Genomic DNA, 21511 nt, shown 5'->3' with positions numbered 1-21511 from the left:
AGCTTGCCCCACCAGCCCGCCAGGCCCCGAAGGAAGAACCATGGAACAGCCCACCAGGTGGTACCGCTCACGACGCGCCGTCGTCGGCGGAAGTGCGGTCGCGCTGGTCGGACTGGTGTCAGCCGCGGCCCTGATGACCGGCGGTGCGCCGATCCTCGGCGGCGGCGACAGTGGCGGTGCGACGACCACGCCGGCGAAGTCGCTGACCGCGCCGGGTAAGCCGCCGTCCGCGATCTGCGGTGCGGCAGCTCTCAACGGTCCGGCGACGCCACCGGCCGGCGCGGTGACGGTGACCACCAGCCAGAACGTGCAGGACCTGACCGTCCAGCACCCGGCCGGTACGACGTTCTGGCTCAGCCCGGGCACGCACAAGCTGCCCGGCGGGGAGTTCGTCCAGGTGATCCCGAAGGCGGGCAACCGGTACGTCGGCGCGCCCGGCGCCGTACTGGATGGTGCCAACAGCAACCGTTACGCGTTCACCGGCTACGCGCCCAACGTCAAGATCAGCAACCTCACCATCCAGAACTTCGGCGTACCCAAGGGCAACAACGACGAAGGCGTGGTGAACCACAACTCCGCCACCGGCTGGACCATCGAGTCGAGCACGATCCAGAAGAACGCCGGCGCCGGGCTGATGATCGGTAGCAAGAACGTCGTCCGGGGCAACTGTCTGCGGGACAACGGCCAGTACGGCTTCAACGCGTACAACCCGACCGAGGTCCTGGCCATCACCGTCGAACGCAACGAGATCACCGGGAACAACACCGACGACTGGGAGAACCTCCGGCCGGCCTGCGGATGTACCGGCGGCGGTAAGTTCTGGACGGTGACCGGGGCCGCGGTGCGCGGTAACTGGATCCACGACAACCACGGCCCGGGGCTCTGGGCCGACACGAACAACACGGCGTTCACGATCGAGGACAACTACATCTCGGGCAACTACGCCGAAGGCCTGATCTACGAGACCAGCTACAACGCGCTGATCCGGCGGAACACCTTCATCCGCAACGGACTCGGCAAGGGACCGGAGAACGAAGGCTTCCCGGCCCCGGCGCTGTACATCTCCGAGTCCGGTGCGGACAAGCGGGTCGCCGGGCAGTTCGGGCAGATCTTCGAGGTCACCGGCAACGTCTTCACCGACAACTGGTCCGGGGTCATCCTCTGGGAGAACGCCGACCGGTTCGCGGGCTCGCCGGCCAACACCAGCACCGGGTCCGGCACGCTGGTGAACCCGGACGTGGTCACGATCAAGACCTGCAACGCGAAGAACATCGCCAAGCAGCCCTACCTGAGCGACTGCCGCTGGAAGACCCAGAACGTCCGCGTGCACGACAACACGTTCAACCTCGACCCCGAGAAGCTCGGCGCCAAGTGCGCGTCGAACGCCGGCTGCGGGTACAACGGGATCTTCTCGAACTGGGGTACCTTCCCGGACTGGTCGCCGTACAAGGCCAGGACGATCGAGGACGCGATCACCTTCAAGCAGGCCAACCGGTTCTACGCCAACACCTACAGCGGTCCGTGGAACTTCATCGTGCACGAGCAGGGCAACTCGGTGAACTGGGCGGCCTGGCAGGGTGCGCCGTACGGACAGGACGAGGACTCCGTGATCAAGGTTTCCGGGGAGCGCTGAGACGCCGATGGCCCTCCCGCCCCCCGAACGAGTCGGCACACAGATCGCGATGACGCGGTCCGTGGGCTATGCCGCGTTCGGGCGGCACGAGCGGGATCTCGACGTACTCGACGTGATCTTCGACAGCTGGGTCGACGCCCCGGGCCACGAGGACCGCCGGCAACTGCGGTTCGCCGGACACGGCATCACCCTGGACGTCGACGTACAAGGTCAGGCAGAGCTGACCGTCGAGCTGCGGGTGACGCCGTGCGGGCCGGTCCAGGTCGAGTCCCGCGGGGCCGACGGCCCGGGCGACACCCGCTTGGTGAGCTTCCTGCTGCAGTGGCCGAACAGCACTCAGCGCCCGGTCCGCACCGCCTGGATCATGCTCTGATCCTGGACGCTTCGGAACCGGACGCTGAGTTTTTTTCTGGGCTCACTCAGTACTGCTGTTTCAGGAGGCAAGCAGCAATCTGAGTTTGTCCAGGCAACGACCCCGGATGGGGCCGATGCTGCCGATCGGGATCCCGATCTTCTGCGAGATCTCCGCGTACGGCGCGGGCGGGTCGGCCATCAGCATGCCGAGCAACTGCTGCCACCGGTCCGGCAATGTCTCCAGTGCCTCGCGGACATCGGCGGCCCGCTCCAACGCGATCATGTCGGCATCCAGCTCGGGCTGGTCACCCGGCTGCTCCTCGAACGCCGTCGACTCGTAGGTCAGCAGCACACGCTTGCGAAACGCCAGGACACGCAGGCATTCGCGGCGCGTGGTGACGACCAGCCAGGCGCCGACCCGCTCGGGGTCGACGCGGTGAATGTGCTCGAGCAACCGCAACCACACCATCTGAGAAACATCTGCGGCATCGCTGTCACTGAGCCGGAAACTGCGGGTGACGGCCCAGACGAGCCGCGCATAATGATCGACCAGCCGGCTCCAGGCCCCCTGGTCCCCGGACGCGGCCTGGATCACCAGGGTCGCAGCCTCGGACCGGACTGTTACCTCGGTCGTCCCGGAATCAGTACCGGATTCGGCACTGAGGTGTTGCACCATGAATTCCCCCCTCGGGAATGCACCGCTCTTTTGTTGTCGTGCGATTCAGTAGGCGCCGTCGCTCCCGAGGACGGCGCGGGCGGTCTTCCAGAGAATCAGCAGATCGAGCGCGATCGACCAGTTGTCGGCATACCGCAGGTCGAGCCGCATCGACTCTTCCCAGGTCAGATCGCTGCGTCCGCTGACTTGCCACAGCCCGGTGAGTCCCGGCTTGACCAGCATCCGGCGCGAGTCGTCGATCGCGTACAGCGCGACCTCGGACTGCAACGGCGGGCGCGGGCCGACCAGTGACATCTCCCCCCGGAGAACGTTCACCAGCTGCGGCAGCTCGTCGATCGAGAAGCGGCGCAGGTACTTGCCGACCCGGGTCACCCGGGGGTCGTCGCGGAGTTTGAACAGCACTCCGTTGCCCTCGTTCAGGGCGACCAGCTCGGCCTTGCGCTCCTCCGCGTCGACGACCATCGTGCGGAACTTGAACATCGGGAACTGCTCCCCGCCCCGACCGACCCGGGTCTGCTTGAACAGCACCGGGCCCTTGCTGGTCAGCTTCACCAGCGTGGCCGCGACGAGCAGGATCGGTGACACCGCGAGCAGCATCAGCACCCCGACGACACGGTCGAAGACCGCCTTCATCAGGTGCGGACCACCGCTCACCGACGGCCGCTCCAGGTGCAGGAGCGACAACCCGGCCACCGGCCGGATCGAGATCCGCGGACCGGCCACCTCGACGATGCCCGGCGAGACGATCAGATCCACCCCACGCTGTTCGAGCGCCCACGACAGCTTGCGCAGCGAGTGCCCGGCCAGCTCCGGATCCGACGCCACCGCGACGACATCGACGTCGTACTGGTCGACGGCCGCCAGGATGTCCATCTCGGTCCGGCCGAGCCGGTCCGACACGGGCTCCTCGAAGACGTCACCACGCGGCAGACAGCTGGCCACGACGACGTACCCGTCGGCGGGCCGCTCCTCCAGGTGCCGGTGCAGCGTGATCACCTGGTCGTTGCGGCCGACCACCAGCACCCGGCGCATGCACCGGCCGGCGAACCGCCGCCAGGAGATCTGCCGGTGCAGCACCCAGCGGCCGGTCATCGCCGCCAGGCACGTCATCGGCACCGCGAGCAGCACGAAACCACGAGCGACCTCGCTCTTGGTCGCGTACGACGTGATCGCGACCGCGGCGGTCAGCGCCACCGCGGCCCGGATGATGGACCGGAACTCCTCCGGCCCGGTCCCGAAGTACCGGCTCTCGTAGCCACGGGCCAGCGCCACACAAATCAGCCAGGCGACCGGGATCAAGGCCCCGATCACCAGATAGGCGAGATTGATCTGGGCCCCGAACCGGCCGAGCAACGCCAGCGAAACCCCGATCAGCGCCGCGGTCAGGTCACCGGCGAGCGCAGCCCGCCGGTACTTGGCCACCCAGCGCGCCTCGGTGAAACGTGCCGCTCGCGGCACGGTCGCCTGCACCTCGTCCGGAACAACCCAGACCGGCCGACGACGTTCCCCCGAGGCCGCCGGCCGCAGATCAGCCGGTTCGGCCAACCCCTCGGACATGACAAACTCAGTCACGCACAGTCACCCCCCACAGGTGAACAGCGACGCCCGTGACCAACCCACTCCCCGTCACGGACAGTCGTCCAACGCCGCCCCCACAACGGCGTGGCAGAACAGTACTACGTCAGACCGGGGGCGAACAGTATTGACAGCGAGTGTTTACCCCTGCGCAACGCAGCGTGGATCGATGGACACACTGCGGACAGCACCCCGAGGAATTGAAGAACCCCGAGAACCGGTATCGGTTCTCGGGGTTCTTGCCGACGCTACCGCGACGGAAGGGGGGTCGATCAGCCGGCGATCAGGCCGTCGCCGCTGATCAGTTCACGCATCTCGGCCAGCGAGCTGTCGCTCGGCGGCAGGATGGCGTCGGAGTCGTGCAGCACTTCGTCCGGCACCTTCTCGCCGGACCGGACAAAGTCGAGCAGGGCGGCGAAGGCGGTCCGGAAACCGGCCTCGTCACCGGCCGCGACGGCCTTCTCCAGGTCGCCGTCGACCGAGTTCAGCTGGTCGAGCTTGTCGTCGGCGAGCTGCCACTGGCCCTCACCCATGATGCGAACGATCATCTAACGTCTCCGTCTTGTGGTCGCGCCGGCTCCGCTACCGGCTGTTGCACTGGCTGGGCGGGTTGTGCGGCTGCCCCGGGCGCCTCACCGGACAACTGCTTGGGGGCGCTGCCCCCGGAGAGCTGGGCCTTCATCGCGGCCAGCTCGTCCTCGACACCGGAGGTGGACGACATCCGCTCCAGCTCGAGGGTGATGCTGTCCTTCTGCGTGCCGGTGGCGTCGTCGAGCGCGCCGGAGGCCAGCAGTTCGTCGATCGCGCCGGCCCGGGCCTGCATCTGCTGGGTCTTGTCCTCGGCCCGCTGCACGGCCAGACCGACGTCGCTCATCTCCTCGGAGATGCCCGAGAAGGCCTCGTTGATCCGGGTCTGCGCCTCGGCCGCGGTGTAGGTGGCCTTGATGGTCTCCTTGCGGGTCCGGAAGGACTCGACCTTGGCCTGCAGGCGCTGCGAGGCCAGCGTCAGCTTCTCCTCCTCACCCTGCAGCTGGGCGTGCTGGGTGGTCAGGTCGTCGATCTGCCCCTGCAGCCCGGACTTGCGGGTCAGGGCCTCCCGGGCCAGGTCCTCGCGGCCCATCGAGAGCGCCTTCTGCGCCTGGTCCTGCAGCTTGGCCGACTGCGCCTGCAGCTGCGAGGCCTGCAGCTCCACCCGCTTCCGGCTGGTGGCCACGTCGGCCACTCCCCGGCGTACCTTCTGGAGCAGCTCGAGCTGCTTCTGGTACGAGTAGTCAAGGGTTTCGCGAGGATCCTCGGCCTTGTCCAGGGCGGTGTTCGCCTTGGCCTTGAAGATCGTCGACATCCGCTTGAAGATGCTCATCGATATCCGTACCCCTTCTGTGCCGGAGCGTCGACCCGGCGTGCGTGTCAACCACCCTATGTCCCTACGGGTCACCACACCATCGGGACAGGCCCGGATAAAGTGGTGTCTACATCCGGGGACCACCCCGAGTCGCGATGTCCTGCCGAATGAGGTTCAGACCCCGTGTTCCGTCGTACCAAGTCCGATACAACAACACCCACCGTACCCGCCGAGCCACAGGCCAAGCCGGGCGGCAAGGGACGGCCGACCCCGTCGCGCAAAGAAGCCGAGGCGGCCCGGAAGGCGTCGTACAAGAAGCCACGCAACCGCAAGGAGGCGTCGGCACTGCGCCGGGAGAAGATGCGGACCGAGCGGGCCAAGATGCAGTCCGCGCTGCAGACGGGTGACGACCGCTACCTGCCGGCCGCCGACAAAGGCCCGGTACGGCGCTTCGCTCGCGACTACGTGGACGCCCGCTACTCGGTGATGGAGTTCGCGCTGCCGATCCTGCTCGTGGTGTCGCTGGTCGGGGTGGTGTTCTCGCGGCAGTTCCCTTGGTTGGCCGGGCTGGTGAACATCTTCTTCCTGGTGATGATCCTGGTCATCGCGGGTGACTGGTTCCTGCTGTCGGCGGGCCTGAAGAAGGCGGTCGGGGTGAAGTTCCCGAGTGAGCCGGTCAAGGGCATCGGGTTCTACGCGGTCCGGCGGACCATGCAGATGCGCCGGTGGCGGCTGCCGAAGCCGATGGTCAAGCGCGGCGAGAAGCCGGTCTGAACCTTGTAGGGTCGGGGTCATGGACTTCCGCTATCTCGGCAACAGTGGTTTGAAGGTCAGCGAGATCTCGTACGGGAACTGGCTCACACACGGTTCCCAGGTGGAGAACGATCAGGCCAAGGCGTGTGTGCAGGCGGCCCTGGAGGCCGGCATCACCACGTTCGACACGGCCGACACCTACGCGAACACCAAGGCCGAATCGGTCCTCGGTGAGGCGCTGGCAGGTGAGCGGCGCGAGTCGCTGGAGATCTTCACCAAGGTCTACTGGCCGACCGGACCCGGCGGACCGAACGACACCGGTCTGTCCCGCAAGCACATCCACGAGTCGATCAACGGGTCGCTGAAGCGGCTGCAGACCGACTACGTCGACCTCTACCAGGCGCACCGGTTCGACACCGAGACGCCGCTCGAGGAGACCATGGAGGCCTTCGCCGACGTGGTCCGCCAGGGCAAGGCGCTCTACATCGGGGTCTCGGAGTGGACCGCGGAGCAGCTGCAGGAGGGCCACCGGCTGGCCCGCGAGCTGCGCATCCCGTTCGTGTCGAACCAGCCGCAGTACAGCATGCTCTGGCGCACCATCGAGGCCGAGGTGGTCCCGGCGTCGGAGGAGCTCGGCATCAGCCAGATCGTGTTCTCCCCGATCGCGCAGGGCGTGCTGACCGGCAAGTACCTGCCGGGGCAGCAGCCGCCGGAGGGCTCGCGGGCGACCGACGCGAACGGCGCCAACATGATCAAGCGGTTCCTGAACGACGACGTCCTGACCCGGGTCCAGGAGCTGAAGCCGATCGCCGACGAGGCCGGCCTGTCGCTCGGCCAGCTGGCCGTCGCCTGGGTCCTGCAGAACCCGAACGTGGCCTCCGCGATCGTCGGCGCCTCCCGGCCCGAGCAGGTCGTGGAGAACGTGAAGGCCGCCGGCGTGAAGCTCGAGGAGACCGTGCTGAAGCGGATCGACGAGACGCTCGGCAGCATCATCGAGCGCGACCCGGCCAAGACCGCGCAGAACTCCCCGCAGACCCGGCCCGGCTCATGAGCTGGGTGTGGCGGTTCGAGACCCCGACCGGTGCGGTCGTCGACCCGAGCGAGGTCGGCGGGACCGAGTTCTCGGCGCAGGGCGACGCCGAGAGCTGGCTGGGCGAGATCTGGCGCGAGCTCGCCGAGAAGGGTGTCGGGCAGGTCTTCCTGCTCGAGGACGGGCGTGAGGTGTACGGCCCGATGAGCCTGGAGGCGCAGGAGTAGCAAGCCGTAGCGGTTACCCTGCTGCGGTGACTGTGAAACGACTGCTTCTGAGCTTGGTGGCGGGCCTCCTGCTCGCAGGGACCGCCACCACGCAAGCGCATGCCGAGGACGGGTTCAAGTTCTGGGGCTACTACCAGTGGAGCTCGGGCCAGTGGTCCTTCGCGCAGAAGGGCCCGGACGGCGTCGTACCGGCTGATGGATCCGTGGAGGGCTGGCGGTATGCGCTCGGTGGCGCCAAGCCGCGAGTGCCGCGGGCTGCTGGTGACTTCGAGGCGATCTGCAAGGACGTCCCGGCCGAGACGGGCAAGAAGCGGGTGGCGGTCGTGATCGACCCCGGTACGGCGGAAGACCAGCCGGCCGGCGAACAGGCCGGAACCCCCGCTGGAACCTGTGTGGTGACGGATCCGAAGTCCAACGGGGCGCAGGTGCTGGCCGCGGTCGGACCCACACGGATCGAGAAGGGCCTCACCTGCGGGATCGGCGGCTACCCGTCCAAGGGGTGCGGTGAGCCGGTGAAGAACATCCAGGTCCCGGCGACCGATCAGCCGGTGCAGTTGCAGATCGACAACCCGGTCGGCTCGTCGAAGGTACCGGCTGGATCGGTGGCGGACGACAACAAGGGCAGCGGCACCTGGGTGCCGCTGATTCTCGTGGTGGTACTCGTCGGCGCTCTGGCCGCGGGTGGTGTGGTTCTGGTGCGCCGCCGGCGCACGAGAGCGTAGTGCGTGCCGTCCACCGCCTGACGCTCCCCCGGGCGCTGCATCCGGGGGCCTGGTGGCTGTGGGCTCTCGGGATGGCGGTCGCCGCCAGCCGGACCCGCAACCCGGTGCTGCTGGTACTGATCCTCGCGGTGACCGGCTTCGTCGTGGCTGCGCGCCGCACCGACGCTCCCTGGGCGCACAGCTTCACTGCGTTCCTCAAGCTCGGTCTGATGGTGATCGGGATCCGGATCGTCCTGCAGGCGTTGCTGTCGACGCGCTCGCAGGGCAACGTCGTGCTGTTCACGCTGCCGCAGATCCCCTTGCCGGACTGGGCTGCCGGGGTCAAGCTGGGTGGGCAGGTGACGGCTGAGGCCGTCGTCACCGCTCTGTACGACGGTGGGCAGCTCGCGGTGATGTTGTGTTGTATCGGTGCGGCCAATGCGCTGGCCAGTCCGCGGCGGCTGCTCAAGTCGTTGCCGGGGGCCCTCTACGAGATGGGTGTGGCCTGTGTGGTCGCTCTGACGTTCGCACCGCAGCTGGTGACCGACGCGCGCCGGATCCGGGCTGCGCGGCGGCTTCGTGGCCGCACCCGCGGGTCGTTTCGGACGACGGCCATGCCGGTACTGGAGGGTGCGTTGGACAGGTCGGTGGAGCTGGCCGCTGCGATGGATTCGCGTGGCTATGGGCGGACTGCGCAGGTACCGCGTCGGCAGCGGCGAATCACTGGGTTGTGTGTGCTGTTGGGGCTGCTGGGCATTCTGCTCGGGGTCTACGCGCTGCTGACGGATTCGCTCGCGTTCCCGTTCGCACTGACCGCACTGGCGATCGGACTGCTGCTTGCGGTCGGTGCGCTGGGCATCGGTCGGCGGCGGGTGACGCGTACACGCTACCGGCCCGACCCGTGGGCGCTGCCGGAGTGGTTGGTGACTGCGGCCGGGGCGGCGGCTGCCGCTGTCATGGTGGTCGCTGCGGTCCGCGGGGTGCACGGACTGCTGCTGGCCGGACCACTCGTCGTACCGCCGATCCCGGTGCTGCCGGTGGTCGGCGTATTGATTGGTCTGGCACCGGCGCTGGCCGCGCCTCCTAATCGGCTGGGGGCCGCATGATCGAGTTCGACCACGTGACAGTCACGTACGACGGCGCTGTGGCGCCCGCCGTACGGGATGTGAGCTTCACGGTGCCCGAGGGTGAGCTGGCGCTGGTGATCGGGCGGACCGGTTCCGGCAAGTCGACGCTGTTGCGGGCGATCAATGGGCTGGTGCCGCACTTCACCGGCGGCACGCTGGCCGGGCGGGTGTTGGTCAACGGGCGGGACACGCGGGAGTACCGGCCGCGCGATCTGGCCGATGTGGTCGGGTTCGTCGGGCAGGACCCGATGACTGGGTTCGTCACAGACACTGTTGAGGACGAGCTCGCGTACAGCATGGAGTCGCTCGGTACGGCGCCCGACGTGATGCGGCGCCGAGTCGAGGAGACGCTGGATCTGCTGGGGCTGGCGGACGTTCGTGACCGCGCACTGACGTCACTGTCCGGTGGCCAACGGCAACGAACCGCTATCGGCGCAGCGCTGACCTCGCATCCCGCTGTGCTCGTGCTGGACGAGCCGACGTCCGCACTGGACCCACAGGCGGCCGAGGAGGTGCTGGCTGCGCTGCAGCGGCTCGTGCACGACCTGGGCGTCACTGTGGTGATGGCTGAGCACCGACTCGAGCGCGTGGTGCAGTACGCCGACCGTGTGATCGAGGTACCGGGCGGGATCGGACTGGTGTCGACCGGCCTTCCCGCCGACCAGATGGTGACCGCACCGGTCGCACCGCCGGTGGTCGAGCTCGGCCGGTTGGCTGGGTGGTCTCCGCTACCGCTGTCGGTGCGGGATGCACGGCGAGCTGCTGTGGCGCTGCGGGATCAGCTGGCTGATGTGAAGCCATTGCGGCGAGCTGCTGTGACCGGGGCTGAGCTGGCCGGCTGCAAGGACCTGATCGTTGGCTATGGGGCCGTGACCGCCTTGCGTGGGGTGTCGGTCAGCATCCGGGCCGGCGAGATCGTCGCACTGATGGGCCGCAACGGCGCTGGCAAGTCCACGCTGCTCAATGCGTTGGTGGGAATCGTGCCGCCGCGCTCTGGCACGGTGACCGCGGCTGGCGCGGACCCCCGTCGTACTCGACCGGCCAAGCTGGTCAAGGCGGTCGGACTGGTACCGCAGGAGCCGGCTGACCTGTTGTATGCGGCAACAGTCGTGGACGAGTGCGCTGGCGCGGATTCCGACTTCCGCGTGCCCGCTGGGACCTGTCGGGCGGTGCTGGAACGACTGGCACCGGGTGTGGACGATCAGCTACATCCACGGGACCTGTCCGAGGGACAACGCCTGTGTCTGGCATTGGCCGTCGTACTGTGTGGTGCACCGCCGTTGTTGCTGCTCGATGAGCCCACTCGCGGTCTGGACTACGGCGCCAAGCGGCGGCTGGTCGAGATCCTGCGCGAGCTGGCTGCGGCCGGCCATGCGGTCGTGCTGTCGACACATGACGTCGAGATGGTGGCTGAGGTCGCCACTCGAGTGATGGTGCTCGCAGACGGCGAGCTGGTGAGTGAGGGCGAGACTGCGACCGTTGTGGCGGACTCCCCCGCGTTTGCACCGCAGGTGGCAAAGATCCTGGCGCCACTGCCGTTCCTGACCGTTGGCGAGGTCGCTACGGCCCTGGAGCGCGCATCGTGAACCTGATCCGACTGCGGCCGCGCAGTACCGGCACGCTGTTGCTCGCGTCTCTGGTTGGCGTGTTTGCGTTCGCTTGGCCACTGCTCTGGCAGACCGATCAAGCGGGAGAGTCTGCGATCGGTCACACGACCGATGCGCCCTGGCTGTTCGTCTTACTGCTGCCGCTGCTGGTGGCCGTCGTACTGGCTGAGCTGTCCGAGTCCGGGATCGATGCGAAGGTCGTGTCTCTGCTGGGGATGCTGGCGGCTGTCGGGGCCGCGCTGCGTGCACTGGGTCCAGGGACGGCCGGTTTGGAGCCTGGGTTCTTTCTGCTGGTGCTGGCCGGACGTGCCTTTGGGGCTGGGTTCGGGTTCGTGCTGGGGTCGGTGTCGTTGCTGGGTGGTGCGCTGATCAGTGGTGGCGTCGGACCGTGGATGCCGTTCCAGATGTTCGCCTGTGCGTGGGTGGGCTGTCTGGCCGGCCTGCTACCGCGGGCTGGTGGGCGACTCGAGGTGCTGCTGCTGGCGACGTACTCGCTCGTTGCTGGTGTCTTGTACGGCGTGGTGATGAACCTGTGGTTCTGGCCGTACGCAACCTTCGGCAGCGACTTCTCGTTCATCCCAGGTGACGCGCTGGTGGACAACCTGCACCGGTACCTGCTGTTCGTCGTGGCGACGTCGCTTGGCTGGGACATACCGCGCGGCGTGCTGTGCGCCGTACTGGTGCTGGTGCTCGGTCGGCCGGTGCTGAACGCGTTCCGCCGTACCGCCCGGAAGGCTGCCTTCGACACCCCGGTGGTTTTCGAGCCAAGGAGTCCGCATGCCTGACCGCACCCTCATCCTCGGCGGCGCCCGCTCCGGCAAGTCCGTGGCGGCCGAGCGGCTGCTGGCCGACGTACCGAACGTCCTGTACGTCGCCACTGGCGGAGACGACTCGGGTAGTGCTGAGTGGGCCGAGCGCGTCGCCAAGCATCAGGCCCGGCGGCCGTCGTCGTGGGGCCTGGTCGAGACGATCGACCTCGTCCCGCTGCTCTCGGAACCCGGTCAGCCGCTGCTGATCGACTGCCTGACGCTCTGGCTGTCCCGGACCATGGACGCCCTCGAGATCTGGCCCGACCTGACCCGCGCAGCCCTGGTCGAGGACCGCATCGCCGCTCTCACCGCAGCCTGGGCCGCGACCCCGCGCATCGTGGTTGCCGTCAGCAACGACATCGGCTCCGGTGTGGTCCCCGCCGACCCCGGTACCCGCCTCTTCCGCGACCTGATGGGCCGCCTCAACACCAGCATCTCCCTCGCCTCAGACCAGGCCCTCTACACGATCGCCGGCCGAACCCTCCCGCTCACATGATCGATTCACTACGCCTCGCCTTCGGCCTGCTCACCATCCTCCCCGCCGGAATGCCGTCCCACGTCGACCGCATTGTCGGCAGCCGAGCGATGATCCTCGCCCCACTGGTCGGCGCCGTACTCGGCGCAATCGCAGCCGGCGTAGTCGCCCTCGCCCAGTTGGTACGACCGGACGCCGACCTGCTCGCCGCCGTACTGGGCGTCCTGGCCGTAGCCGCCCTCTCCGGCGGCCTGCACCTGGACGGCCTGGCCGACTTCGCCGACGCCCTAGGCAGCCGCCGAGACCGCGAAACCATGCTCCGCATCATGAAACAAAGCGACATCGGCCCCTTCGGCGTAGTCAGCATCGTCGGAGTCCTCCTGGTCGACGTAGCCGCCCTAACAGCCTGCCTCCATGCCAACCTCGGCTGGCAAGCCATCCTGATCGCCACCACCGCCAGCCGCCTAACCCTCCCCTGGACCTGCCGAACCACCATCCCCCCAGCCCGCCCCGAAGGCCTAGGCGCCCTAGTAGCCGCCACAGTCCACCCCCGAACCGCCCTCCTGACCACCCTCGCCGTACTAGTCCCCGCCCTAGCCCTAACCGCGCTAACCGCACCCAAAACCACAGGTTGGCTCAGCGCGTCCCCCGCCCCCACCGCCCTAACCATCCTCCTAGCCGTCCTAACCGCCCTAGCCACCACCCGCCGAGCCCAATCCGCCCTAGGCGGCACCACAGGCGACGTACTAGGCGCCGCCATCGAACTAACCCTCCCCGTAACCCTCACCGCCCTAGCCCTAACCCCACTTTGAGCACCCCTCAACCACATCGCAGGCCGACAAATGGTCGAGCCGTGCTCAAGGCCGCACGCATCACCTTGAGCACGGATCGGTCGTGGCGCGGGGGGCGTGGTGGTTGAGGGGTGCTCAAGGTGGGGTGCGTCGGGGGCTGGCTGCGAGGGGTGGGTGGATTAGGGTCTGGGGCGGGGCGTTGGGGGTTTGAGTGAGGCGGAGGATCATGTCGGCGGTTGTCGGGCGGTGTGTGGGTGCAACCACGCCGCGATCCGTTATGTTTATGTAATGAACGCAAGCCGCTCCGCGCCTGGGTCGCAGACTTCGCTGCGCGAAGCCAATCGTGCGCGCGTTCTGGGGGTTGTCCGGCAGCACGGTCCGTTGACGCAGGTCGAGATCGCGGCCGCGTCCGGATTGTCGGCCGCGACCGTGTCGAACATGGTGCGCGAGCTCGACCAGGCCGGCATGGTCGGGTTGTCGCGCAGCATCCGCAACGGACGTCGCGCCGTACTGGTGAGCCTTGCGTCTGGTGGTGGATTGTTGGCTGGGGTTGCGTTCGGGGAGAGGGATGTCCGGGTTGCGATCGCGGACGAGTCTCGCGAGATTCTCGCGCAGCAGTCGATGCCGCTGCAGGCTGATCACGCGGCCGACGACGGGATGGAGCGGGTGGCGCGACTGCTGGCCGACTTGTCCGAGACTGTCAGTTCCGGGGTCGAGGAGATTGCCGCGATCGGGTTCGGGTTGCCGACACCGGTCGACTCGGTGAGTCACCAGGCCGGGTCTGACGCCGTACTGCCGGGTTGGCGTGGAGTGAATGTCGCCGAGGCGATGACCGGCTACCTGCGCGCACCGGTTGCCCTCGACAACACGGCCAACCTCGCGGCCCTCGGCGAGCTGCGGAACGGCGCACTGCAAGGGGTTCAGAACGGCTGCTACCTGAAGTTCTCGTACGGCGTCGGCGCAGGCATCGTGCTGAACGGCGAGATCTTCCGCGGCTCGGCCGGTACGGCGGGCGAGATCGGGCACGTGACAATCGACGAGAACGGGCCGATCTGCCGCTGTGGTAACCGTGGTTGTCTGGACACGTTCGTCGGATCCCGGGCGCTGATCAGCAGCCTGGCCGCTTCGCACGGACCGCTTCGGCTCAAGGACATCGTGCACCGAGCTCTGGCGGACGACGTCGGCTGTCGCCGGGCGATCGAGGACGCCGGCCGCCGGGTCGGGGTCGCCGTGGCCGGGCTGGTCAACCTGCTGAATCCTGAGGTGATCGTGGTCGGCGGCCTGCTCGCCGAGGCCGGTGATCTGGTCCTGCTCCCCCTTCGGGAGGCACTCGACCGGTGCGCGATTCCGAGCGCGGCCGCTACCGTCGAGCTCCGACCGGCTGCGCTGGGTGACGAAGCCGACGTCCTCGGAGCCATCCATCTCGCGTCGCTGCTCAGCCACAGTCACGCCACGCAGTCACTGGTGAATTAGACAGTCGCGTAACAACGATATGTCTATTTCTTGAATTCAAGTCTTGACGTCAAAGCCGGGATGGGTCTTGACTTCGGTCAGGCCTACTCGGGCCTTCACGTCAAGGAGTCGCATATGTCCGTGTCAGTACCTCGTCTCGTCGGCCTCGGCCTCGCCGTCTCGGCCCTTGCCGTCTCGCTGGTTGCCTGTGGCTCCGACGACGGCGGCTCCGGGAGCGGTTCGAAGAGCGGCGGCAAGAAGATCGCCCTGCTCCTCCCCGAGTCGAAGACCACCCGGTACGAGGCCCTCGACCGGCCGCTGTTCACCGAGGCCCTGAAGGCGGCCTGTGCGGACTGCGAGCTGATCTACAGCAACGCCGACCAGGACCCGGCCAAGCAGCAACAGCAGGCCGAGGCCGCGCTCACCCAGGGTGCGAACGTGCTCGTCCTGGACCCGGTCGACGGCAAGGCCGCCGCCGCGGTCGTCGCCTCGGCCAAGGGCCAGAGCGTCCCGGTGATCGCCTACGACCGGTTCATCGAGGGCGCCAACTACTACGTCTCGTTCGAGAACGAGGCCGTCGGCAAGCTGCAGGCACAGACCCTGGTGGACACCCTGAAGGCGGCCGGCAAGACCTCCGGCAACCTGGCCATGATCAACGGTTCGCCGACCGACCCGAACGCCGCCGACTTCAAGAAGGGCGCGCACAGCGTGCTCGACTCCAGCGGTTTCAAGATCGCCGCCGAGTTCGACACCCCGGACTGGAGCCCGGACAAGGCCCAGGCCTGGATGGAAGGCCAGCTGAGCGCCATCAAGAACGGTCTGGTCGGCGTGTACGCGGCCAACGACGGTACGGCGGGCGGCGCCATCGCAGCGCTCAAGGGTGGCGGCGTGACCCCGCTGCCGCCGGTCACCGGTCAGGACTCGGAACTCGCCGCGATCCAGCGGATCGTCTCCGGCGACCAGGCGATGACCATCTACAAGGCCGTCAAGCCGCAGGCCGAGGCCGCCGCGAAGGCTGCCGTCGCCCTGGCCGGCGGCGGCAAGGCCGAGTCGACCGGTGACTTCAAGGGCGTCCCCTCGACGATCCTCGACCCGGTCGCCGTGACCAAGGCGAACATCAAGGACACCGTCGTCAAGGACGGCATCTACAAGGTGACCGACATCTGCACCGCGTCGTTCCAGGCCGCCTGCACCGCGGCCGGCCTGAGCTGACCCCCGCCGCCGGTTCCGCCCCGAGTGAGGTCGAGGCGGAACCGGCGTCGGATGTTTGTTCGTTGCCTTGTCGCCCTACCCCGACAGCGCCCACGCCGGGATCATGGGCAGAACGAAGCCTCAGGAGGCTGATCGAGTGACTGTCATTCCCACCCCCGCCCCACCCGGTACCTCGACGGTGCTGGCGCTGCGGGGCATCTCCAAGCGGTTCGGGGCCGTGCAGGCCCTGAAGAACATCGAGCTCGACGTCCGCGCCGGTGAGGTGCTCGCCCTGGTCGGCGACAACGGCGCCGGCAAGTCGACGCTGGTGAAGACGATCGCCGGGGTCTACACCGCCGACGACGGCACCATGGTGTTCGACGGCAAGGAGGTGCGGGTCGGGAGCCCGGCAGAGGCTCAGCAGCTGGGCATCGCGACCGTCTTCCAGGACCTCGCGCTGTGCGACAACCTGGACGTCGTCGCGAACCTCTACCTCGGCCGCGAACTGCGCAAGGGCCGGGTGCTGGACGAGATCGAGATGGAGCGTTCCTCCTGGCAGCTGCTCCGGCAGCTGTCGGCCAAGATCCCCTCGGTGCGGATCCCGGTGGCCAGCCTGTCCGGCGGACAGCGGCAGACCGTCGCGATCGCTCGCAGCCTGCTCGGCGACCCGAAGGTCGTGATGCTCGACGAGCCGACCGCGGCCCTCGGCGTCGCTCAGACCGCCGAGGTGCTGAACCTCGTCGAGCGGCTGCGCGAACGCGGTCTCGCGGTCATCCTGATCAGCCACAACATGGCCGACGTGATGGCGGTGGCCGACCGGGTCGCCGTACTGCGTCTGGGCCGTAACAACGGCGTCTTCCAGGTCAGCGAGACCAAGAGCCAGGACATCATCGCCGCGATCACCGGCGCGACCGACAATGCCGTCTCCGAGCGCGCGGCGCGCCGGACGCGGGAGGAGGGCTCGGCATCATGACCGTGCACGGATCCGAGACCCGGCCGCAGGACTCCAACGGCAACGGCGACGCGGTTGTCACCGCGGACCAGCTGCCCGCCGACCTGCAGGACGAGCGCCTGATCGCCAGCCGTGGTGTCAGCGGCGCGATCTCCGCCTTCACCAGCCGGCTGCGCTCCGGCGACCTGGGTTCGGTCCCGGTGGTGATCGGCCTGATCATCATCTGGGCGGTCTTCCAGATCGCCAACGGCTCGTTCCTGTCCAGCCGCAACCTGGTCAACCTGACCCTGCAGACCACCTCGATCGGAGTCATTGCCCTCGGCATCGTTCTGGTCCTGCTGCTCGGCGAGATCGACCTGTCCGTCGGTTCGGTGAGCGGCCTGGCTGCGGCCGTCCTCGGCGTCACCTTCGTCAACCAGGGCTGGCCGTTGGTGATCTCCTTGATCATCTCCGTCGTGCTCGGGCTGGTGATCGGACTGTTCTACGGAGCACTGTTCACCAGGTTCGGCGTGCCGAGCTTCGTGATCACGCTGGCCGGTCTGCTCGGCTTCCTCGGCCTGCAACTGCTGGTGCTCGGCAAGGAAGGCACCCTGAACTTCCCGTTCGACTCGGCCCTGGTCGGCTTCGCCGCCCGCAGCTTCCTGCCGCCGGCTTTGTCGTACGGCCTGATCGCCGTCGTCGTCGTGGCCTACGTGCTCACCCGCCTCCGCGCCCGCGGCGCCCGACTCGCCGCCGGCCTGTCCGCCGCCCCGCACTCGATGATCGCCATCAAGGCCGTCGCCCTGGCCGCCGTACTGGCGATCCCAGCGATCATCCTGAACGGCGACCGCGGCGTCTCGTCGATGTTCCTGCTCTTCCTGGCCCTCGTCGTCGTCACCGACTTCGCCATCCGCCGAACCCGCTGGGGCCGCTCGGTCGTCGCGGTCGGCGGCAACGTCGAAGGCGCCCGCCGCGCCGGTATCAACGTCCGGATGATCTACCTGTCCGTCTTCGCCGCCTGCTCCACCTTCGCCGCCGTCGGCGGCATCCTCGCCGCCGCCCGCCTGGTCGCCGTCGGCCAGAGCAGCGGTGGCACCGACACCAACCTGAACGCGATCGCAGCCGCCGTCATCGGCGGCACCAGCCTCTTCGGCGGCCGCGGCTCGGCCTACTCCGCCCTCCTCGGCGCCTTCGTGATCATGTCGATCCAGAACGGCCTCGCCCTGCTCAGCCTCGACTCCAGCGTCCGCTACGTAGTCACCGCCGGCGTCCTCCTGATAGCCGTCACCATCGACTCCCTCAGCCGCCGCAGCCGCCAAGCCCACGGCCGAGCCTAACCACCCCCCAGACCCGGTGGGCCCCCTCCTGACCCCCTGCGCGGCGGGGGCCCACCGGTTCCAACCTCAGGCATCCGGCTACGGCTGGACCTCCAAGGAGGGCCAAACAAGTAGACCCCCTGCCCGATAGGCAGGGGGTCTTTGTGCTTGCAGGTCAGGCGATCTCGGCGACGAGGTCGACCTTCGGCTCCGCGAAGTGGCACGCTGCGGCGTGGCCGGGAGCCGACTGCGGCTTGCCTTCGAGCTTCGGCTCCTGCGTTGCGCAGATGTCCTCGGCCTTCCAGCAGCGGGTGCGGAAACGGCAGCCGCTCGGTGGGTCGATCGGCGAGGGTACGTCGCCGACCAGCCGGATCCGCTCCTTCGGCGGTACGCCGCGGATCGTGCCGAGGTCCGGAGCCGCGGACAGCAGCGCCTGGGTGTAGGGGTGCTGCGGAGCGCCGTAGATCTGCTCCCGCGGGCCCTGCTCGACGATCTTGCCCAGGTACATCACTGCGACCTCGTCACAGAAGTGGCGAACCACACCGAGGTCGTGCGCGATGAACACGAACGCGATCCCGAGGTCACGCCGCAGGTCCTCCAGCAGGTTCATCACCTGGGCCTGGATGGACACGTCGAGCGCGGAGACCGGCTCGTCGGCGATGATCACCTCGGGCTCGACCGCAAGTGCGCGGGCGATCCCGATGCGCTGCCGCTGGCCGCCGGAGAACTCGTTCGGGTAGCGGTTGTGGTGCTCCGGGTTCAGGCCGACCCGCTCCAGGAGCTCCTGGACCCGGCCGAGCTCCTCGCCCTTCTTGACCAGCTTGTGCACGCGCAACGGCGTACTGATGATGTTGCTGACCGTCTGGCGCGGGTTCAGCGAGCTGTAGGGGTCCTGGAAGACGATCTGCAGCTGGCGGCGGAACGGGCGCAGTTCGCGCTCCTTCAGCCGGGCGATGTCGGTGCCCTTGAAGTTGATCTCACCCGAGGTGGGGGTGAGCAGCCGGGTGATCATCCGGCCGGTGGTGGACTTGCCACATCCGGACTCGCCGACCAGGCCGAGGCTCTGCCCCGCCTTGAGGTCGAAGCTGACCCCGTCGACGGCCTGGACGACCTTCTTCGTCCGGCCCAGACCGGCGGCTTCCTTGATCGGGAAGTGCATCTTCAGGTCGCGGACCCGAAGCAGCGTCTCGCCCTGAGCGGCCGGCTGGTCGATCGGACGTACTGTGTCGCTCATCTGTCTCCTCAGTCCGCTCGTCAGCTCAGTCTCGGCAGGACTTCGGTCTCGTAGATCGAGGCCTTGTCGTGCAGGTGACAACGGGACGTGTGGGCTCCGGCGCCGTCGACCGGCAGCAGCTCGGGCAGTTCGGTGGTGCAGCGCTCACCCTTGACGCGGTCCTTGTAGGGGCAGCGCGGGTTGAACGAGCAGCCGCTCGGCAGGTTCAGCAGGCTCGGCGGCAGACCCTTGATCGGGCGCAGCTTCTCACTCGCCGCCGACACCGTCGGGATCGACTCGAGCAGGCCCCAGGTGTAGGGCATCCGCGGGTTCGCCAGCACGTCCTCGGCGGTTCCGTACTCGACGCAGCGACCGGCGTACATGACCAGTACGTCGTCCGCCATCTCGGCCACCACACCCAGGTCGTGGGTGATCAGGACGATCGCCGAACCGAACTCCTTCTGCAGGTTGTTCAGCAGGTCCAGGATCTGTGCCTGGACGGTGACGTCGAGCGCGGTGGTCGGCTCGTCGGCGATGATCAGCTTCGGGTCGTTGACCAGACCCATCGCGATCATGGCGCGCTGCCGCATACCGCCGGAGAACTCGTGCGGGTACTGACCGAAGCGCCGTACCGGGTTGGGAATGCCGACCAGGTCGAGCATCTCCAGGGCGCGTTTCTTGGCGACGTCCTTGGAGACCTTGTGGTGCACCCGGTAGGCCTCGGAGATCTGGTTGCCGACCGTGTAGAGCGGGTGCAGCGAGGACTGCGGGTCCTGGAAGACCATCGCGACCGCGTCACCGCGGATCTTCATCAGGTCGTTCTCGGACAGGCCGATCAGCTCGTCACCGCCGAGCTTGATCGATCCGGTGATCTGGGTGCGCTTGCGGTCGTGCAGCCCCATCACGGCCATGCTCGACACCGACTTGCCGGAGCCGGACTCACCGACGATCGACAGCGTGCGGCCGAGCGGTACCGAATAGCTCAGCCCGTTCACCGCGCTGACGATGCCGTCGGCGGTCGGGAACTTGACCGTCAGGTCCTCGACCACGAGGTACGGCGTCTCGCCGCTGGGGTTCATGAGGCCGGCACGGCGCTCACGGGTCGCGACCGACGGGCCGCGCTTGGCCGCCGCCGCTGCGGCCGGCTGCTCGCCTGCGTTCTCGGCCATGCTGTCCTTCCGGTCTTCTGGGGCGGGAGTGGTCACGAAAGCCTCACCCGCGGGTCGATCAGGCTGTAGCCGATATCCACCAGGAAGTTCATCGCCACCAGCACCACGGAGGCGACCAGCACGGTGCCCATGATGACGGGCAGGTCGTAGGTCTCCAGGCTCTGCAGGACCAGGTTGCCCAGACCGGGCAGGTCGAAGATCCGCTCGGTGAAGATCGCGCCGGCCAGACTGCCCGCGACATCCAGACCGAAGATCGTGATGACCGGGATCATGCCCGAGCGCAGCGCGTGCTTGTAGGTCACCTTCCGGTCCGACAGGCCCTTGGCCCGCGCCGTCCGGATGTAGTCCTCACTCAGGGTCTCCACCATCGAGCCCCGCGAGTACCGCGCGTACGCCGTGCAGTTGTAGATGCCCAGCACCAGCCAGGGCGTGAGCAGCCCGGCCGCCCACTTGCCCGCGTTGTCCGTGATCGGCGTATATCCGCCACGAGGCAGGATCGGGTAGAGGATCGTGAAGTAGAGCGAGATCATCAGCGCCACGATGTAGTACGGCACCGAACTGAGGATCAAGGTGCTGCTCATCAGCGCCCGGTCGCCCAGCGTCCCGCGTCGCTTCGCAGCCATCGAGCCTACGAAGACACCGATCGTCAGAACCAGTACGGCGTACCCGGCGACCAGCGACACCGTGACCGGTAACCGGTCCTTGAGCATCTGCGTCACCGGACGGTCGTTCTTGAAGGAGTACCCCAGACAGGGTGCGTTGCACTCCTGAATGACGCCAGACGTCTCGAAGGTCCGTCCGGCGAAAATGCCCGCGGTGTACTCCGCGAACTGCTGCACCTTGGGCTGGTCCAGGTGCAGGTTCTTCTTGATCTCGTTGTATCGCTCCTGGGTGCAGTTGCGATCACCGCAGATCGCGGCCGCCGGGTCGGTCGGCGCGACGAAGAACAGCGCGAAGGTCGCGATCAGCGTGACCAACACGACACTGAGCGCGCTGACCAGGCGGCGCGCCACGAAGTAGAGCACGAGGTGTCTCCTCACCGAGGGGGGTGGTGACCGGCTGGAAGGCCGGGGCGACCACCCCCCGCAAAAAAGAAAGAACAGGGTCTGCACCCACAACGGGAGGGGTGGGTGGTGGGG

Annotated in this window: 22 protein-coding genes; 15 read left to right on the top strand and 7 right to left on the bottom strand. The window is 67.8% G+C overall.

Annotated elements, in window-relative coordinates; translation table 11 throughout:
* The first annotated feature begins 40 nt into the window (after positions 1-40).
* Positions 41-1633 carry a right-handed parallel beta-helix repeat-containing protein gene (locus ACFTSF_RS27925; protein ID WP_380156928.1) on the top strand — a complete coding sequence of 531 codons (1593 nt, stop codon included), beginning with the start codon at positions 41-43 and terminating at the stop codon, positions 1631-1633.
* A gap of 49 nt (positions 1634-1682) precedes the next feature.
* Positions 1683-2006, top strand: a complete 324-nt coding sequence (locus tag ACFTSF_RS27920; RefSeq protein ID WP_344150331.1) for a hypothetical protein — start codon at positions 1683-1685, stop codon at positions 2004-2006.
* Positions 2007-2066: 60 nt separating this feature from the next.
* Here ACFTSF_RS27920 and ACFTSF_RS27915 read toward each other — a convergent pair whose 3' ends face one another.
* From ACFTSF_RS27915 to ACFTSF_RS27900, 4 genes are all read right to left on the bottom strand, one after another.
* Complete coding sequence (locus tag ACFTSF_RS27915) at positions 2067-2663, bottom strand: RNA polymerase sigma factor (RefSeq protein ID WP_380156926.1); 597 nt, start codon at positions 2661-2663, stop codon at positions 2067-2069.
* Positions 2664-2708: 45 nt separating this feature from the next.
* Positions 2709-4235 carry a sugar transferase gene (locus tag ACFTSF_RS27910; protein WP_380156925.1) on the bottom strand — a complete coding sequence of 509 codons (1527 nt, stop codon included), beginning with the start codon at positions 4233-4235 and terminating at the stop codon, positions 2709-2711.
* A gap of 275 nt (positions 4236-4510) precedes the next feature.
* Positions 4511-4786: a hypothetical protein gene (locus ACFTSF_RS27905; RefSeq protein WP_344150322.1), complete on the bottom strand. Its 276-nt coding sequence runs from the start codon at positions 4784-4786 to the stop codon at positions 4511-4513.
* Positions 4783-5598 carry a PspA/IM30 family protein gene (locus ACFTSF_RS27900; protein WP_344150319.1) on the bottom strand — a complete coding sequence of 272 codons (816 nt, stop codon included), beginning with the start codon at positions 5596-5598 and terminating at the stop codon, positions 4783-4785. Before ACFTSF_RS27900 ends, ACFTSF_RS27905 begins: the two co-directional genes overlap by 4 nt.
* A 165-nt stretch (positions 5599-5763) precedes the next feature.
* On the opposite strand from ACFTSF_RS27900, the gene ACFTSF_RS27895 reads away from it, so the two are divergent.
* The 13 genes from ACFTSF_RS27895 to ACFTSF_RS27835 all read left to right on the top strand — a co-directional run bounded on the left by ACFTSF_RS27895 (position 5764) and on the right by ACFTSF_RS27835 (position 18011).
* A complete protein-coding gene (locus tag ACFTSF_RS27895; RefSeq protein WP_380156923.1) occupies positions 5764-6354 on the top strand; it encodes a DUF3043 domain-containing protein in 591 nt (196 codons plus the stop codon).
* 19 nt (positions 6355-6373) lie between these two features.
* Positions 6374-7384 carry an aldo/keto reductase family protein gene (locus ACFTSF_RS27890; protein ID WP_380156921.1) on the top strand — a complete coding sequence of 337 codons (1011 nt, stop codon included), beginning with the start codon at positions 6374-6376 and terminating at the stop codon, positions 7382-7384.
* A complete protein-coding gene (locus ACFTSF_RS27885; RefSeq protein WP_380156919.1) occupies positions 7381-7590 on the top strand; it encodes a hypothetical protein in 210 nt (69 codons plus the stop codon). The genes ACFTSF_RS27890 and ACFTSF_RS27885 overlap by 4 nt, the downstream gene beginning before the upstream one ends.
* Before the next feature lie 26 nt (positions 7591-7616).
* On the top strand, positions 7617-8312 hold the full coding sequence (locus ACFTSF_RS27880) for an SCO2322 family protein (protein ID WP_380156917.1): 696 nt from the start codon (positions 7617-7619) through the stop codon (positions 8310-8312).
* Positions 8312-9397 carry a CbiQ family ECF transporter T component gene (locus tag ACFTSF_RS27875; protein WP_380156916.1) on the top strand — a complete coding sequence of 362 codons (1086 nt, stop codon included), beginning with the start codon at positions 8312-8314 and terminating at the stop codon, positions 9395-9397. The genes ACFTSF_RS27880 and ACFTSF_RS27875 overlap by 1 nt, the downstream gene beginning before the upstream one ends.
* Positions 9394-11004: an ABC transporter ATP-binding protein gene (locus ACFTSF_RS27870; RefSeq protein WP_380156915.1), complete on the top strand. Its 1611-nt coding sequence runs from the start codon at positions 9394-9396 to the stop codon at positions 11002-11004. The genes ACFTSF_RS27875 and ACFTSF_RS27870 overlap by 4 nt, the downstream gene beginning before the upstream one ends.
* On the top strand, positions 11001-11810 hold the full coding sequence (locus tag ACFTSF_RS27865; protein WP_344150298.1) for an ECF transporter S component: 810 nt from the start codon (positions 11001-11003) through the stop codon (positions 11808-11810). The genes ACFTSF_RS27870 and ACFTSF_RS27865 overlap by 4 nt, the downstream gene beginning before the upstream one ends.
* Positions 11803-12330, top strand: coding sequence for a bifunctional adenosylcobinamide kinase/adenosylcobinamide-phosphate guanylyltransferase (locus ACFTSF_RS27860; protein WP_380156913.1), 528 nt, complete (start codon positions 11803-11805; stop codon positions 12328-12330). Before ACFTSF_RS27865 ends, ACFTSF_RS27860 begins: the two co-directional genes overlap by 8 nt.
* Positions 12327-13121, top strand: a complete 795-nt coding sequence (gene cobS, locus ACFTSF_RS27855; protein WP_380156911.1) for an adenosylcobinamide-GDP ribazoletransferase — start codon at positions 12327-12329, stop codon at positions 13119-13121. The genes ACFTSF_RS27860 and cobS overlap by 4 nt, the downstream gene beginning before the upstream one ends.
* 267 nt (positions 13122-13388) lie before the next feature.
* On the top strand, positions 13389-14573 hold the full coding sequence (locus ACFTSF_RS27850) for an ROK family transcriptional regulator (protein WP_344150289.1): 1185 nt from the start codon (positions 13389-13391) through the stop codon (positions 14571-14573).
* Positions 14574-14687: 114 nt separating this feature from the next.
* Entirely contained in the window at positions 14688-15764 is a 1077-nt protein-coding gene (locus ACFTSF_RS27845) for a substrate-binding domain-containing protein (protein WP_344150286.1), read from the top strand.
* 136 nt (positions 15765-15900) lie between these two features.
* The gene (locus ACFTSF_RS27840; RefSeq protein ID WP_344150283.1) at positions 15901-16716 is read left to right on the top strand and encodes an ATP-binding cassette domain-containing protein; all 816 of its coding nucleotides are present in this window, start codon (positions 15901-15903) and stop codon (positions 16714-16716) included.
* Entirely contained in the window at positions 16713-18011 is a 1299-nt protein-coding gene (locus ACFTSF_RS27835) for a sugar ABC transporter permease (RefSeq protein WP_380156908.1), read from the top strand. Before ACFTSF_RS27840 ends, ACFTSF_RS27835 begins: the two co-directional genes overlap by 4 nt.
* Positions 18012-18165: 154 nt before the next feature.
* Here ACFTSF_RS27835 and ACFTSF_RS27830 read toward each other — a convergent pair whose 3' ends face one another.
* From ACFTSF_RS27830 to ACFTSF_RS27820, 3 genes are read right to left on the bottom strand one after another with little or no spacing between them, the layout of a single operon-like run.
* On the bottom strand, positions 18166-19224 hold the full coding sequence (locus ACFTSF_RS27830) for a dipeptide ABC transporter ATP-binding protein (RefSeq protein ID WP_344150277.1): 1059 nt from the start codon (positions 19222-19224) through the stop codon (positions 18166-18168).
* Between the two features lie 20 nt (positions 19225-19244).
* Positions 19245-20372 (bottom strand): ABC transporter ATP-binding protein, encoded by a 1128-nt coding sequence (locus ACFTSF_RS27825; RefSeq protein WP_380156905.1) that lies wholly within the window; start codon positions 20370-20372, stop codon positions 19245-19247.
* A gap of 32 nt (positions 20373-20404) precedes the next feature.
* Entirely contained in the window at positions 20405-21397 is a 993-nt protein-coding gene (locus ACFTSF_RS27820) for an ABC transporter permease (RefSeq protein ID WP_380156903.1), read from the bottom strand.
* Positions 21398-21511 lie beyond the last annotated feature (114 nt).

Origin of the sequence: Kribbella sp. NPDC056951 (assembly GCF_042674205.1) — a bacterium.
Lineage (GTDB): Bacteria > Actinomycetota > Actinomycetes > Propionibacteriales > Kribbellaceae > Kribbella > Kribbella yunnanensis.
This window is presented reverse-complemented; position numbering and strand designations above follow the sequence as displayed.

What these genes read in the sequence shown, in the direction of transcription:
- ACFTSF_RS27925 (WP_380156928.1), top strand. Translation starts at nt 41, where the DNA reads ATGGAACAGCCCACCAGGTGGTACCGCTCACGACGCGCCGTCGTCGGC.
- ACFTSF_RS27920 (WP_344150331.1), top strand. Translation starts at nt 1,683, where the DNA reads ATGACGCGGTCCGTGGGCTATGCCGCGTTCGGGCGGCACGAGCGGGAT.
- ACFTSF_RS27915 (WP_380156926.1), bottom strand. Translation starts at nt 2,663, where the DNA reads ATGGTGCAACACCTCAGTGCCGAATCCGGTACTGATTCCGGGACGACC.
- ACFTSF_RS27905 (WP_344150322.1), bottom strand. Translation starts at nt 4,786, where the DNA reads ATGATCGTTCGCATCATGGGTGAGGGCCAGTGGCAGCTCGCCGACGAC.
- ACFTSF_RS27900 (WP_344150319.1), bottom strand. Translation starts at nt 5,598, where the DNA reads ATGAGCATCTTCAAGCGGATGTCGACGATCTTCAAGGCCAAGGCGAAC.
- ACFTSF_RS27890 (WP_380156921.1), top strand. Translation starts at nt 6,374, where the DNA reads ATGGACTTCCGCTATCTCGGCAACAGTGGTTTGAAGGTCAGCGAGATC.
- ACFTSF_RS27885 (WP_380156919.1), top strand. Translation starts at nt 7,381, where the DNA reads ATGAGCTGGGTGTGGCGGTTCGAGACCCCGACCGGTGCGGTCGTCGAC.
- ACFTSF_RS27870 (WP_380156915.1), top strand. Translation starts at nt 9,394, where the DNA reads ATGATCGAGTTCGACCACGTGACAGTCACGTACGACGGCGCTGTGGCG.
- ACFTSF_RS27860 (WP_380156913.1), top strand. Translation starts at nt 11,803, where the DNA reads ATGCCTGACCGCACCCTCATCCTCGGCGGCGCCCGCTCCGGCAAGTCC.
- cobS (WP_380156911.1), top strand. Translation starts at nt 12,327, where the DNA reads ATGATCGATTCACTACGCCTCGCCTTCGGCCTGCTCACCATCCTCCCC.
- ACFTSF_RS27850 (WP_344150289.1), top strand. Translation starts at nt 13,389, where the DNA reads ATGAACGCAAGCCGCTCCGCGCCTGGGTCGCAGACTTCGCTGCGCGAA.
- ACFTSF_RS27845 (WP_344150286.1), top strand. Translation starts at nt 14,688, where the DNA reads ATGTCCGTGTCAGTACCTCGTCTCGTCGGCCTCGGCCTCGCCGTCTCG.
- ACFTSF_RS27835 (WP_380156908.1), top strand. Translation starts at nt 16,713, where the DNA reads ATGACCGTGCACGGATCCGAGACCCGGCCGCAGGACTCCAACGGCAAC.
- ACFTSF_RS27830 (WP_344150277.1), bottom strand. Translation starts at nt 19,224, where the DNA reads ATGAGCGACACAGTACGTCCGATCGACCAGCCGGCCGCTCAGGGCGAG.
- ACFTSF_RS27825 (WP_380156905.1), bottom strand. Translation starts at nt 20,372, where the DNA reads ATGGCCGAGAACGCAGGCGAGCAGCCGGCCGCAGCGGCGGCGGCCAAG.